Source organism: Prosthecobacter vanneervenii (genome assembly GCF_014203095.1).
In the GTDB taxonomy this organism is placed as follows: Bacteria; Verrucomicrobiota; Verrucomicrobiia; order Verrucomicrobiales; family Verrucomicrobiaceae; genus Prosthecobacter; species Prosthecobacter vanneervenii.
The window spans coordinates 46,411-60,507 of record NZ_JACHIG010000010.1; the positions used below are offsets into that span (position 1 = coordinate 46,411).

Consider the following 14,097-nt stretch of genomic DNA (forward strand, 5'->3'; position numbering starts at 1 on the left):
GATTTTGGGGTGAGGCGGTGTTTGTCATTACATGAGCCTCTTTTGCGCGCGCCCGAGCATGCTTGAATCGAGGCCGGAATGAGCTATGCTGAGCCAACAACCGAAAGGGGAGCCCTATGAATATGAGTGATGCTGCCATGCCGGCGCTACAGCCGAGGTTTCCGACAGTGGCAGAGTGGAAGGCGATCGTGGCAAGGTTTCAAAAGCCATCGCTCTGGCGGGCGGTGGTGCAGCTGGTGGACACGCTGGTGCCGTATGTGGCGCTGTGGGTGGGCATTTATTTCGCGCTGCGTGTGTCCTGGTGGCTGGCGGCGCCGCTGGCCGTGCTGGCGGGCACGCTGCTGGTGCGGGTGTTCATCATTTTTCATGACTGCGGGCATGGCTCGTTTTTCAAAAGCCGCCGGGCCAATGACATCACGGGCTTTTTCACCGGCATGCTGACCTTCACGCCGTACTACCAGTGGCGATGGGAGCACTCGCTGCACCACGCCACGACGGGAAATCTGGACAAGCGCGGGGTTGGCGATGTGTGGACGATGACGGTGCAGGAGTATCTGGAGGCCTCGCGCTGGAAGCGCTTTGCCTACAAGCTGGCGCGGAATCCGTTTGTGCTGTTTTTCATCGCGCCGTTTGTGCTGTTTGTCATTCTACAGCGCGTGCCGCGCAGCAATGGGGACACACGAGAGCGGAACTCGGTGTGGCACATGAATGTGGCGCTGCTGGTAATGGTAGCGATAATGTCATGGATCTACGGGCCGCTGAACTATCTCATCCTGCAAGCGATCACCACGGGGGTGTCCGGCGCGTGCGGGGTGTGGCTCTTCTACATCCAGCACCAGTTTGAAGATGCCTACTGGGAGGAGCATGAGACGTGGGACTTTACGGCGGCGGCGCTGCAGGGCAGCTCGTACTACAAGCTGCCGCGCGTGCTGCAGTGGCTCTCGGGAAACATCGGCTTTCACCACATCCACCACCTGAGCTCGCGCATTCCGAATTATTACCTGGAGCGCTGCCATTACTCGCACCCGGTGTTTCAGCAGGTGAAGCCCATCACGATCCGCATGAGCTTCAAGTCCCTGGCCTACCGCCTGTGGGACGAGCAGCACAAGAAGCTGGTGGGCTGGCGGCGCATGCGCGAGGTGCGGCGGGAGCAGAAGAAGAAGGCCGAAGAAGGAAAGTGATTGGTGAGTGCCGTGGGGAGTGATCTCTCAGGGTACTAGCATCACCATGTGCTGAGAACGGTTGTGAACAGGCTCGTAGATATCTTCAGGGTAGCTTGCGCGTTGCAGATGATCTCGCAGTCGCTCCTGCGCTCCTTCAGAGCGCGGCCTTGAGAGAGAATGCTGCTGACCCAACACCCAGGGCTTGCGCCCTGGGCTTGACTCCTGCGGGCCTTTGGCCCGCGACGCAGTGCCTTGCGGAATCCATGCTTACTCACGGACGAACCGTCTCTTCAGACGCGCATTCCAGTATTCAGGGTATCCTATCTTGATGAGTTGAAAACGGTCTGAAGGTGGAGTCGCGAGCCGATGGAGGGGGAGCATCTTAACCCCCACCTGCTGCGTGTTCGCGGATGTGCGATGGCGCTGGATGATGCGGCAGGTCCGGCTTTGTGGAGACGCGAAAATGCTGGGCGTTGCGAGAGCGTGAGGGATCGGGACGATCCCTCTCCGCCAGAGTGCGGGCTGGCCGCATGGATGCTGGATTCGACCCATGAGCCCCGTTTTCAGCTGTGCATCGTATAAGCAGCCGCGCATGGATGCCGCTGGCTCAAAGGAGCTTGGGCAGCATGGCGATGACCATCATTACTTTGGAGAGTTTCATGCCCATGCGGACGGCGATGGTTTCGGGGGATTTGCCACGGACGAAGAGGCTCTGGATTTCTTTTTCTTTGGGAGTGAGGGTGGGTTTGTTGCTCATACAGGATGCAGACAGCAGCCCTGCCCTCGGCGTTCATTGACTGGTTTCAGGCTGTTTTAGACCTATCCTCAAAAGGCCCTCAAATTGCGCGGCAACGAAGCATGGCGTTGGCGTAACTGGGGGCATAATGAGGCCTCATAGTGGCAAGGCGTGCGTCACTGAAGTTGTTATTGCAATTTTGTTGCGTTTGATGTTCAATACTGCAACTTTGTTGCGTTATTTAAACCGCCCTCTGCATGCCTGCTCACGCTTCCAAACTCCCTGTCACGGTTCTCTCCGGCTTTCTTGGCGCGGGGAAAACCACGCTGCTCAACCATATCCTGCGCAACCGGGAGGGGCGGAAGGTGGCGGTCATTGTGAATGACATGAGTGAGGTGAATGTGGACGCACAACTGGTGAAAGCGGGGGATGCGCGGCTCTCGCGGACGGAGGAGAAAATGGTGGAGATGAGCAATGGCTGCATCTGCTGCACGCTGCGGGAGGATCTGATGCTCGAGGTGGCCCGGCTGGCGGAGGAGGGGAGGTTTGATGCGCTACTGATCGAGTCCACCGGTGTGTCCGAGCCGATGCCGGTGGCGGAGACTTTCACCTTCAAGGATGAGCAGGGGCGCAGTCTGAATGATCTGGCGCAGCTCGACACGCTGGTGACCGTGGTGGATGCGCGGAATTTTCTAAACGACTACTACAGCACGGATGACCTGCAGCAGCGCGGACAGGCGGTGTCTGCGGAAGACGGGCGCACGATCGTGCATCTGCTGACGGACCAGATCGAGTTTGCGAATGTCATCCTGATCAACAAGATCGATGAGGTCAGCGCGGAGGAACTGGAGGACATACGCGGCGTGGTCCGTGCGCTGAACCCGGAGGCCAGGGTGCATGAGACACGGCGCTCGGAGGTGCCGCTGGAGGCGGTGCTGGACACCGGACTGTATGAGCTGGCCAAGGCCGAGCAGGCGGAGGGCTGGCTGGATTCTCTGAACGGACACACGCCCGAGACCGAGGAGTATGGCATCAGCAGCTTCATTTACCGCGCACGGCGGCCGTTTCATCCGCAGCGGTTTGATGTCTTCATGCGCGCCGCGTGGGAGGGAGTGATCCGCGCCAAGGGCATGTTCTGGCTGGCCACGCGCATGGAGCTGGCGGGCTATCTCTCCCAAGCGGGGGTGCTGCGCGAAACGCGGGCGATGGGCCTGTTTTGGTCGGCTGTGAGTCGCGATGAATGGCCGACGGATGCTGACGCGCTGGCGGAGATCGAAGCGAACTTGCAGGAACCTTATGGCGACCGCCGCAGCGAAATCGTCTTCATTGGGCGGAGGATGGACCGTGCCGCGCTGACGGCGCGGCTGGATGAATGCCTGCTGAATGACGATGAGATGAAAGCCGGGCACCATGAATGGCGGGCGCTGCCAGATCCCTTCCCTGCGTGGGTGCCGACGAATGAGGCGGAGGAAAGTGTATGAGGCTCAGCGAAGGCCCAAGCGTGCATGGATTTCCAGCACGGGCTGGGCTTGATTGAGGGTGTAGAGGTGGATGCCGTCGGCCTGATGGTCGAGGAGGTCGGTGCATTGCTCGGCGGCGTGATGGAGGGCGATGCGGCGGAAGGCTTCGGGGTCATCTTTTGCGCGATTGAGGGCACGGATGAGTCGGGCGGGGTAGCGCATGCCGCCGGCGAGTGCGGCCATGCGCTGCATGCCGCTGGCGGTGGTGAGCGGGAGAATGCCGGCGAGGATGGGCGTGTGGATGCCGGCCAGTGCGCAGCGGGCGCGGAAGTCGTGGAAGTCGTGATTGTCAAAGAAGGCCTGGGTGCAGAGCCAGTCGGCTCCGGCATCCACCTTGGCCTTGAGGTGGTCCATCTCGGTCATGCGATTGGGGGTGGCGGGATGGCCCTCGGGGAAGCAGGCGACGCCGATGCCGAAACCGCGCGGGTCAGGGTGCAGGCCGCGTTCATTGAACTGGCGGATGAAGCACACGAGATCCGCTGCGTGTGCAAAGTCGCCGCTGCCGGTGCCGCCTGAAGGCGGGTCGCCGCGCAGAGCCAGGATATTGCTGACTCCGGCGGCGGCGTAGCGGGTGAGCAGGGCCATGATGTCTGACTCGCTGTGGCCGACGCAGGTGAGGTGGGGGATGGGGTCAAAGACATCGCTCTGCCGCAGCTCGGTGACGAGGCTCTGGGTGAGCTCGCGGGTGCTGCCGCCCGCGCCATACGTCACGCTGGCAAAGGCGGGGCGCAGAGGCGCGAGGTGGTCGAGCGTGGTCTGCAGGGTCTTCACCGCGGCAGGGGTACGCGGTGGAAAGAACTCGAAGGAGAACGCGGTGGTGCCACGAGTGGCGGAGAGGATGTCGTGGATGTGCATTGCGGGTTAGATCCAGGGGGCATTGAAAACGGGCCTGAATGAATGGCTATTTGTAGAGGGCGGTTGCCGTGGTTTTCAGAGGCGCCTAATCGAAGGATGGTGCTAAAGGATGCCCGCATGAGAGGCCTGCGGCGGGGCGCGTTGCAGACGCTGCTGGAACCCGGCGTGGAGGTGAGGAGCGCCGGGTTTGCTGACCGGACTGCCTGACATACCCAGGGTCGCCTCGCTGAGGCTCGGCTGACCCTGGGCTCAACTCCGCAACTCCTTTGGGGTTGCTGCGAAGAAGGAAGCTCGAGGTAAAATGAGAGACCTGCTTTCAATAGATCGTGGTATTACACAGCATGTTGCGGCTGTGTGGCGCGCAGTTTTTTGGCGGTCTGCACCATGTGGATGAGGGAGGTCTTCACTTCGGGCCAGCCGCGTGTCTTGAGGCCGCAATCGGGGTTGACCCAGAGATTGCGGCGCGGGATGACGGCCTCGGCTTTGCGCATGAGGTTTTCCATTTCGCTGACAGAGGGCACACGCGGGGAGTGGATGTCATAGACGCCGGGGCCGATCTCGTTGGGGTAGCGGAAGTCCACGAAGGCGCCGAGCAGCTCCATGTTTGACCGGGAGGTTTCGATGGTGATGACATCGGCGTCCATGTCTGCGATGGCGGCGATGATGTCATTGAACTCGGAGTAGCACATGTGCGTGTGGATCTGGGTATCGTCCCGCACACCGCTGGCACTGAGGCGGAAAGCGGTGACGGCCCAGTCGAGGTATTGGGCCCAGTCGGCACGGCGCAGAGGCAGGCCCTCACGGATGGCGGGCTCGTCGATCTGAATGGCGGCAATGCCTGCGGCCTCGAGGTCCACGACTTCGTCGCGGATGGCGAGGGCGATCTGGCGTGTGGTCTCAGAGCGGGGCTGGTCATCGCGCACAAAGCTCCACTGCAGGATGGTGACGGGGCCGGTGAGCATGCCCTTCATGGGGCGTGGCGTGAGAGACTGCGCGAACTGGGCCCAGCGCACGGTCATGGGTGCGGGGCGGCTTACGTCTCCATAAATCACGGGCGGCTTGACGCAGCGGGTGCCGTAGCTCTGCACCCAGCCGTTGGCAGTGAAGAGGAAGCCGTCGAGCTGCTCGCCGAAGTACTCGACCATGTCATTGCGCTCGAACTCGCCGTGCACGGGCATGTCGAGACCGATCTCGTCCTGAAAGGCGACGCAGGCTCGGGTTTCGTTTTCCAGATAGACCTCGTATTCGGCGGTGGTGAGCTCGCCTTTCTTCCAGCGGGCGCGCATGGAACGCACCTCGGCGGTCTGAGGAAAGGAGCCGATGGTGGTGGTGGGAAACTCCGGCAGACCGAGCCGGGACTGCTGCAAAAGCTGACGCTGCGCGAAGGGTGAGCGGCGGCGGGCATCGCCATCCGTCACCAGCGCGAGACGTGCGCGCACTTCCGGATTGTGCGTGCGGCGACTGGTGGCGCGGCTGTGGATGGCGTCCTGATTTTCCTCCAGCACACCGCTGCGCGCGGTACCACGAAGCAGCGCGCTGAGGGTGACGACCTCCTTGAGCTTTTCATCGGCGAAGGCCAGCCAGTTTTCGATCTGTGCATCCAGTGCGGGCTCGGAAGCCAGGGTGACGGGCACATGCAGCAGAGAGCATGAGGGAGCGACCCAGAGGCGACGTGCGTCCAGCTTTGCCCTGGCTGCGGTGAGCAGCGTGAGGGATTTGGCGAAGTCGTTTTTCCAGATATTGCGGCCATCCACCACGCCGAGGGAGAGGATCTTGTCTTGCGGCAGATGATCGAGCACTGCGTCCAGCTCCTCTGGAGCACGCACGAAGTCGCAGTGGAAGGCCTGTGCAGGCAGCGAGAGGAAGAGCGGCAGATTTTCCCGCAGGGGGCCGAAGTAGCTGGCTACGATGATTTTTAAACCGGGCGCGGCAGCAGCGAGCCTGCGCCAGGCATCCACCACGGCATCGCGCTGATGTGGGGAGAGATCGAGCGCGAAGACGGGTTCGTCGATCTGCACCCATTCCGCGCCTTGTGCGGCGAGGCGGCGCAGGATCTGCTCATAGACGGACACCAGCCCATCGAGCAGGGACCAGCGATCAAAGTCCGGATGCTGCGAATCCTGCACTTTGCCGAGCGAGAGGTAGGTCACGGGGCCGGGGAGCACGGGCTTGGCGCGCAGGCCGAGGGCTTTGGCTTCTTCAAACTCATGGAAGACTTTGCTGCCCAAGAGACGGAACTGTGTGTCTGCGCGGAACTCGGGAACGATGTAGTGGTAATTGGTGTCGAACCACTTGGTCATCTCGCAGGCAAAGGCCGCCCCGTGCCCGCCAGTGCAGCCTTGGGTGCAGCTTTCATGCCCTTCACCACGGGAGCCGCGAGCCATGAGGAAGAGGGTATCGAGATCGATGCTGTCGCCGGACCAGCCAAAGCGCGGCGGGACGTTGCCGATGAGGCAGGAGAAATCGAGCATCTGATCGTAGAAGGAGAAGTCGTTGCAGGGGATGAGGTCGATGCCTGCGGCGCTCTGCTTGGCCCAGTGGTCCCGGCGCAGCCTGCGGCCGGTGGCTTCCAACTCCTGCGGGGAGATTTTGCCATGCCAGAAGGCTTCGGTGGCTTTTTTGAGTTCGCGCTGCTCGCCGATGCGGGGGTAACCGAGATTGTGGGTGTGGATGATGTTGTCGCTCATAGCGACGGGATAACTATCGCCGGAATCAGCATTCACAATCCAGAGAGTTTTGTGGATGATCATCGAAATGGTTTATGATGGGGTCATGATCGAAATCCGCCATCTGCACGCCCTCATCGCCCTGGCTGAAACGGGCAATCTTTCCAAAGCGGGCCGCCGCCTGCACCTTTCCCAGCCTGCGCTTTCGCATCAGGTGAAGAGCATCGAGACGCATCTCGGGGTGCCGTTGTTTGAGCGGAAGAGCAGCCCGCTGCGGCTGAGCCCTGCGGGGGAGAGGCTGCTGGGCACGGCGCATGAGATCGTGAAGCAGATGCGGCAGTGCGAGCGCGATGTGGCGCGCATCGCGGAGGGGAAGGCCGGGCAGTTGCGCATCGCGGTGGAGTGCCACTCGTGCTTTGACTGGCTGATGCCGGCGATGGATGAGTTTCGAGTGGCGTGGCCGGAGGTGGAGATGGATCTGGTGTCCGGCTTTCAGCCCGACCCCACCGGGCTGCTGATCGAGAACCAGGCGGATCTGGTGATCGTGTCCAAAGCGCCGCCGCGTGAGGACATCGTATATCATCCGCTGTTTCGCTACGAGGTGCTGGCTCTGCTGGCACATCAGCACCCGCTCACACGGAAGAGCCACCTGACTGCGCAGGACTTTGCCAAGGAGACGCTCATCACGTATCCGATCCCGGACGACCGGATCGACCTGGTGCGGGAGGTGCTGGCGCCGCTGGGGGTGAACCCGGTGCGGCGGACGGCGATGCTGACGGTGGCGATCCTGCAGCTGGTGGCGAGCCAGCGCGGAGTCGCGGCCATGCCGGGCTGGGCGGTGCAGCCCTACCTGGAGCGGAACTATGTGGCGCACCGGCCTGTGCGGAAGAGCGGGCTGTATTCGCAGCTGAATGCCGCGACGACACGCAGGCTGGCCGGGACGGCGTACATGCGGGAATTTATCGCCACGATGAAGAGGGTGAGCTTTGACAGCCTGAAGGGAATCACGGCGGTGGCTGAGGAAGGGAGGTGATGGGTGCGGAGTCATTGGGTGTCCATCCGGAGGCGTGGCATGGTTCTCGAGGCAGCCAATCGCATGATGGTGCCCGTAGATACGAGCGGAGCTGCGTGCGGCGGAACATGTTGCAGACGCTGCTGGTGCCCGGCGCGGTTTTGAGGTGCGCTGGATTTGCTTCACCGGATTGGCTGCATGTACCCAGGGGAGCACTCGCTAAAGCTCGACACCCCTGGGCTCAATTACGCAGCCCCTTTGGGGCTGACGCCTAGCGATGCGGCCTCGTCCGTCTGGTGGATTTGGCAGGCTTAGCGCGAGAGTCGCGGGCTCTTACTCGGCTGCCTTTTTGCGTGTGAATTTCTGCACGCGTGCGCCGGTGGCTTCGGCGACATAGATGGAGCCGTCTGGACCGACGGCGATGTCGTGACCGAGCTGGAACTGACCGGGGGCTTTGCCGTAGCTGCCGAAGGTGTCGAGGATCTGGCCTGTGGGATCGACTTCCACTGCCTTGCCGCGCTGTTCGCGTTTCAATGACGGAGAGCCGCCGTCGATGATGAAGAGGTGACCGGCAGGGCTGGTGGCGATGCCGTAGGGCTTGCCGATCTGCGGGCCTTTCCATTCGTGCAGGAAGGCGCCTTTGGGGTCGAAGACCTGAAGGCGCTCGTTTTCGCGGTCGCAGACGATGACACGGCCTTGATGGTCCAGGGTGACTCCGTGCGGCAGATGGAACTGGCCCGGCCCTTTTCCTTTGGTGCCCCACTGAAACTCGAAGCGGCCTGTGGCAGTGAACTTCAGAACGCGTGTGTTTTGGTAGCCATCGCTGACATAGAAGGAACCGTCTGGCAGCACGGCTACATCGGTGGGAAGATTGAAGTGAGTCGTGTCATCGCCGGGGACGCCTGCCTCTCCCCGTGTGAGCAGCACCTCGCCTGAGGGCGAGCATTTGAAGACCTGATGCAGGCCGACATCGGTGAGCCAGAGATTGCCGGTGTGATCCACCGTGAGCCCATGCGGCATGATGAAGCGGCTAGCGCCCCAGGTGCTGAGGAGGCGGCCTGTGGCACCGTCGAGGACGCTGACGGTGGGCGCTGCGATGGGTTCTTTGGGAAAGGGCTTGGTCCAGACGCGGCCGCTGCGATGGAAAACGAACACGCGGTTTTGGGCATCGACACCCACACCGGCGCAAAGGCCGAGGGTGTGGCCCTCTGGCAACTGCGGCCAGTCGGGGACGACAGTGTGCTGTGGCTGCGCGAGGGTTGCGGTGGCGATGAGGCTGAACAGGAGAACGAAGCGCATGGAGGGGGCGCGGGGCTCACTTTAACTTTGAAACCTGCACATCATCGACGTCGGCGGATTTGTTCACGGCGAGGGTGATCATGCGCTTGGTGGGATGGGCGATGCCGGGGCTGGTGAAGGAGACGGCTTCCAGGTCGTCGATGCGGACGGTCATCTGGTCGGCGACGATCTTGATGTTCAGGGTGTGCCACTCGCCGGGCTTAAGGTCGAGCTTGAAGGATTTGGTTTTGGATTTGAGGAGCGCGGCGAGTTCGGGGGACTTGTCTCCCTTCTCGCGGCGGGCGCGGATTTCGTTGTCCATGCCGCCGGTCTTGGAGTCGGTGATGGTGACGGCTTTGTTGGTGACGCGGGCGATGCAGAGGTGTCCGGCGTGCACGGTTTTGAGCTCGCGATCGACGAAATCGACGCCGAGGTCGTCGCCTTCGCCGAGGCGGAACTTTAGCATGACGATGCCGTCTTGAAACTCGGCCGCATGGAAGATGGCGACGCCGTGGTCGGCCTCGGCGTGCTTGGTGACGTGCATGTGGCCGTCGATGAGATCGACCTGCTGATGGCCTTTGGCGCGCCAGGCGCTGTTGCTGGTCCAGCCGTTGCCGATGTCTTCCTTGCCGGGGGTGGCTTCGTCACGAGAGAAGTCGTCGGAGAAGAGCGGGGTGATGAAGTCGGCGCGGAGGGAGAGGGAGAGGGAGAGGGAGAGGGAGAGGGGGAGGGAGAGAAGGAGGAAGAGGAGGAAGTGTTTCATGACATTATTTCTTGGGCGGATTGGGCACGGTGCCGGCGGTGTATTCGGTTTGATCGATGGTGCCGCTGGCGTCCACGTCGCGGGCTTTGAACCAGGCGGCGGCATCGGCGGGGTCGCGTTTGGCGCTGAACTCTTCTTTGGTGAGCTTGCCGTCGTGGTCGGTGTCGAGGCGTTTGAACTGCTCGGCGCGGTTGGGGTTGTTTTTGGACTGGGCTTTGCCCTTGGCTTTGGCGTCTCCGGCGATGGGAAGGGGCAGGTAGTCGTAGTCGAGGATCATTTTCTTTTGCAGTGCGGTCTTGAGCTCGAGGGTGGCTGCCTCCAGGCCTTTCTGGCCGTAGAGATTGTGCAGCTCGGCGGGGTCTTCCTGGAGGTCGTAGAGCTCATAGACGGGGCGCGGGCTGGTGAACCAGAGGGTCTCGAACTCGGTGGCCAGGGTTTTGTCCTCGTGCGCCTTGGTGATGTCTTTCCAGCTGGGATCGCCGCCGCTGTCCACGGGGGTGTAGCGGAGGTTGGGGGTGACGTTGTAGATGAGCTTGTAGCGGGAGCTGCGCACGCAGCGGCTGTAGTCCACGCCACTGGCGGTGGTGCCTTCATTGAAGGTGGCGCTGCCGTGGGGGCCGCGCTCGGCGAAGATGTGCTGGCGCTCTTTTTCAAACTTGGCGCCTTTGAGCAGCGGGAGGAAGCTGATGCCGCTCATGCGCTCTGGCACAGGGAGACCGGCGGCTTCGAGGCAGGTGGGGGCGATGTCTTCTCCGGAGATGAGCGCGCTGGAGTCGCCGCCGGGCTTGATGACGCCGGGCCACCAGGCGAGGAGGGGGACATTCAGGCCGGGATCGTGCAAGGAGCCTTTGCCACTGGGGAAGGCCATGCCGTTGTCTCCCATGAAAATGATGAGGGTGTTTTCCAAACCGGCGCGTTGTTTGACGAGGTCGAGCACGCGCTGGAAGTCGCCGTCGCAATGCTCTATCTCGCCTTCATAGGCGGAGAGATCATTGCGCACGCCGGGGAGATCGGGAAGGAAGCCGGGGACTTTGAGCTTGGCGGGATCGGGAGGATTTTTGCCGGTATTCCAGGCGTGGTGGGGATCGCTGAAGCCGACCCAGAGGAAATAGGGCTTATCTTTCGGCTTCTGATCAAAGAACTCGTTAATCTTGGTGGGCAGGCTCTCCTGGCCGCTGGCGTCCACGTAGTCGAAGCGGTCTTTGAAGGTGACGAGGTGGTGCTCCTCAAAGACCTGTGACGAGGCCTCGGGGCTGCGACCTGAGCCATCGAGGTGATAGGTGCGACCGCAGCAGCCGACGAAGTAGCCCGCGTCTTTTTTGAGGATCTCGGGAAAGGTGATCTCATCTCGCGGAAGAGGCGAGGAGAAACGCGTCATGCGGCAGGCGACTGCGGAGCGGCCGGTCATGATGGTGGCGCGCGAGGGGACGCACTGCGGTGCGCCGGTGAACATGCGGCGGCACATGATGCCCTCTGCGGCAAAGCGGTCGAGGTTTGGCGTCTTCATCTCCTCGCGCCCATAGCAGTGGATGAAGGGGTAGCTGTGGTCGTCTGAGAGGACGAAGAGGATATTTGGCGGAGCCGCGAATGACGACTGCAGGATGCAGAAGAATGATAGAAGGAGGATGGCGGGGCGCATGATATTTTGAGGTTGGCCTACGGAAGGCACGGAATACACGGAAACCGGAGGGGCTGAGGTGAATTATTGATTGAGGAAGCGTTCGATTTGAACCTTGGGGTGGTGGCCGAAGTTGATGAACAGACCTAGTTTCATGTCCGTGGCCTTGAGGTAATTAATGACCTGCGCCCGGTGCTCGTCAGTGAGATGAGGGACTGCTTTCAATTCGATGATGATCTTGTCAAAGCAGACGAGGTCCGGGATGAAAGTATGATGGAGCCTGCGGCCTTTGTATAGAAGCGGAAACTGCTGCTGCGCATCGAATGGAATGCCCTGCAACTCGAGCTCAGCCTCCAAGCACTCTTGATAAATAGGCTCTGTAAAACCACCGCCTTTTTCCTTGTAGACTTCAAAACAAGCACCTCGAATCCGAAAGCTCTCATCAGGAAAAATCAAATTGCTGCTCATGGGTCGCGATAAAAATCCTATTTCCGTGTGTTCCGTGCCTTCCGTAGGCCACCCTCAAAACCAAAGTCTCATGGGAGCACGGGCCGGGGTTCGATATCGCTTTGATTGATCCATCCGGCTTTCATGGGCTTGCCGCTCATGAACTTCTCATAGAAGCCGACATTGGCCTTCATGGCGTGCTCGTATTTGTCGAAGACATCTCCCTGGCCGGACATGCGGGGATCCCCCTGCTGGGAGAGCTCGGCGTGGAGCTGGGTTTTCAAGGCGGTGGCGCGGGGATCGGCAGGGAGGTTATGGACGAAATCGGGATCGGCTTTGAGATCGTAGAACTCGGTGCCGGGACGGAGGCCTAAGCAGAGCTGCCAGAAAGGGTCGGCGGGGTTTTTGCGGTGCGCATCAATAATGAAGGTCTTGGTAGCGCCGGCGTCGCAGTCCATGTAGCCGGTCTCGGGATTGCCGCCGGGCCAGCGGGTGGGCTCGAAGTTTTCAATGAAGACGCTGTCCTTGGTGACGATGGCGCGGATGGGATAGCCCCAGTCGTGCGGGCGGCCGACGTCGGTGCGCTCCTTGCCGAGCAGGACGTGATCGCGCACATGGGCGGGCTTGGCGGCGAAGAGATCGGTGAGGCTGCGGCCGGGAGACTCGGCCATGCCAGTGTCTGACCACTTCATGCCCGCGACCTCGATGAGCGTGGGGGCGAGATCGACGAAGCTGACGAAATCGCTGAGCGTACGGCCGGGCTGGAGGATGCCTTTTTTCCACATCATGGCGAGGGGCACGTGATTGGCCTGCACGTTGGCGTTTCCCTTGCTGCGCGGGAAGGGCATGCCGTGGTCTGCGGTGACGATGATGAGGGTGTTGTCCAGCAGGCCACGCTTTTCGAGGTCGGCGATCATGCGGCCGAGATGGCGGTCGAAGTGCTCGACCTCGAAGGCGTAGTCGAGCATGTCATTGCGGATGACGTCGTTGTCCGGCCAGTAGGCGGGGACGTGGTCGATGTCCGTGAGCTTTTTGCCCCCCTTGGCGACGCCGCTGCCGAACTCGTAGCCACGATGCGGCTCGACGCTGCCATACCAGAAGCACCAGGGTTTGCCAGCAGGGGCGGCATCGAGGAAGTCGCTGAAATTGGCGGCGTAGTCGCAGTTCAGAATTTCGGGGGTGGGAGCTTCGGCGCGGCGTTTGTTATAGGGCTTGCCGGTCATCTGGCGGGGCTTGCCATTGGCGTCATTGGCCACGCCGGGGCCCCAGCCTTTGGTGGTGTAGCCGACGTTCCAACCTTTCTCCGCGAGGGCCTCGCCCCAGCCTTTGAACTCGGGCGGGAAGTAGCAGATGTGATTGGCGGCTTCTTTGAGCTGCCAGGAGTTGCGACCGGTGAGGATGCAGGCGCGTGAGGGGGCGCACTTGGCATTGGGTGTGTAGGCCTGGCGGAACAGAAGGCCTTCTTTTGCGACGCGGTCGAAGTTGGGGGTCTTGACCCAGGGTGTGCCGTAGGCGCTGGCATGCGGGCCCCAGTCGTCGGCGATGGCGAAGAGGATGTTGGGCGGTGGCTCGGTGGCGAATGATGACGGACGAATGCCGAGTGCTGAGAGAACAAGGAGGCAGAGAAGGAATGCAGGCTGACGCATGGCGAGGGAACGGAGCGGCGGGCGTGTTCCTTCGGCAAAGACGCGGGAAGATGATCTGCGGCGAAGCTTTCATTCCTGCTTGCCTGCGCGGGGCAGACGCCGGATGGATGGCACATGGGACTGGGAACGAAAAACCGGCTGCAGCAGACCGCGGCCGCCTGCACTGACTACCTGCGCGAAGAGCACCGCGACAAGCTGGGGCTGGTGATGGAATTCATCGCCGAAGTGGAAGGAGCGGGCGGGGACATCGCGCAGTGGAACCAGTTTACGGATGTGCGCCGCAGTCGAACGGAGATGCTGGAGCGCGTGGAGACGGCGTTTCAGAAGTGGCTGGCGGGTGGGTGACACCGTTCGAGGTTCGTTTGACGGAATGAGTGGGTGCGGACGCGAGGT

General features: G+C 61.7%; 12 protein-coding genes. 4 read left to right on the plus strand and 8 right to left on the minus strand.

All coding sequences use genetic code 11. The annotated features are described in order from the left end of the window. Positions 1 to 137: 137 nt before the first annotated feature. Entirely contained in the window at positions 138 to 1,181 is a 1,044-nt protein-coding gene (locus tag HNQ65_RS20145) for a fatty acid desaturase (protein ID WP_184342365.1), read from the plus strand. A 589-nt stretch (positions 1,182 to 1,770) separates the two neighbouring features. Here HNQ65_RS20145 and HNQ65_RS20150 read toward each other — a convergent pair. Next, positions 1,771 to 1,920 carry a helix-turn-helix transcriptional regulator gene (locus HNQ65_RS20150; RefSeq protein WP_184342367.1) on the minus strand — a complete coding sequence of 50 codons (150 nt, stop codon included), beginning with the start codon at positions 1,918 to 1,920 and terminating at the stop codon, positions 1,771 to 1,773. 236 nt (positions 1,921 to 2,156) lie between these two features. Here HNQ65_RS20150 and zigA point away from each other — a divergent pair, with 236 nt between their 5' ends. Continuing rightward, entirely contained in the window at positions 2,157 to 3,380 is a 1,224-nt protein-coding gene (gene zigA, locus HNQ65_RS20155; RefSeq protein ID WP_184342369.1) for a zinc metallochaperone GTPase ZigA, read from the plus strand. 3 nt (positions 3,381 to 3,383) lie between these two features. Here the strand turns inward: zigA and metF are convergent, their stop codons facing one another. Further along, complete coding sequence (gene metF / locus HNQ65_RS20160; protein WP_184342371.1) at positions 3,384 to 4,274, minus strand: methylenetetrahydrofolate reductase [NAD(P)H]; 891 nt, start codon at positions 4,272 to 4,274, stop codon at positions 3,384 to 3,386. A 332-nt stretch (positions 4,275 to 4,606) separates the two neighbouring features. Next, a complete protein-coding gene (gene metE / locus HNQ65_RS20165; RefSeq protein WP_184342709.1) occupies positions 4,607 to 6,961 on the minus strand; it encodes a 5-methyltetrahydropteroyltriglutamate--homocysteine S-methyltransferase in 2,355 nt (784 codons plus the stop codon). Positions 6,962 to 7,046: 85 nt separating this feature from the next. Between metE and HNQ65_RS20170 the strand changes: the two genes are divergently transcribed. Further along, positions 7,047 to 7,973, plus strand: a complete 927-nt coding sequence (locus HNQ65_RS20170; protein WP_184342374.1) for a LysR family transcriptional regulator — start codon at positions 7,047 to 7,049, stop codon at positions 7,971 to 7,973. Positions 7,974 to 8,285: 312 nt separating this feature from the next. On the opposite strand, the gene HNQ65_RS20175 is transcribed toward HNQ65_RS20170, so the two are convergent. From HNQ65_RS20175 to HNQ65_RS20195, 5 genes are all read right to left on the minus strand, one after another. Continuing rightward, positions 8,286 to 9,251 carry a peptidyl-alpha-hydroxyglycine alpha-amidating lyase family protein gene (locus HNQ65_RS20175; RefSeq protein WP_184342376.1) on the minus strand — a complete coding sequence of 322 codons (966 nt, stop codon included), beginning with the start codon at positions 9,249 to 9,251 and terminating at the stop codon, positions 8,286 to 8,288. A gap of 16 nt (positions 9,252 to 9,267) precedes the next feature. After that, entirely contained in the window at positions 9,268 to 9,993 is a 726-nt protein-coding gene (locus HNQ65_RS20180; RefSeq protein WP_184342378.1) for a family 16 glycoside hydrolase, read from the minus strand. 4 nt (positions 9,994 to 9,997) lie between these two features. Beyond that, a complete protein-coding gene (locus HNQ65_RS20185) occupies positions 9,998 to 11,632 on the minus strand; it encodes a sulfatase-like hydrolase/transferase (RefSeq protein WP_184342380.1) in 1,635 nt (544 codons plus the stop codon). A gap of 63 nt (positions 11,633 to 11,695) precedes the next feature. Then, positions 11,696 to 12,079 (minus strand): GxxExxY protein, encoded by a 384-nt coding sequence (locus tag HNQ65_RS20190; protein WP_184342382.1) that lies wholly within the window; start codon positions 12,077 to 12,079, stop codon positions 11,696 to 11,698. 68 nt (positions 12,080 to 12,147) lie between these two features. Next, positions 12,148 to 13,704 (minus strand): sulfatase family protein, encoded by a 1,557-nt coding sequence (locus HNQ65_RS20195; protein ID WP_184342384.1) that lies wholly within the window; start codon positions 13,702 to 13,704, stop codon positions 12,148 to 12,150. A 114-nt stretch (positions 13,705 to 13,818) separates the two neighbouring features. On the opposite strand from HNQ65_RS20195, the gene HNQ65_RS20200 reads away from it, so the two are divergent. Beyond that, positions 13,819 to 14,049, plus strand: a complete 231-nt coding sequence (locus tag HNQ65_RS20200; protein WP_184342385.1) for a hypothetical protein — start codon at positions 13,819 to 13,821, stop codon at positions 14,047 to 14,049. Positions 14,050 to 14,097 lie beyond the last annotated feature (48 nt).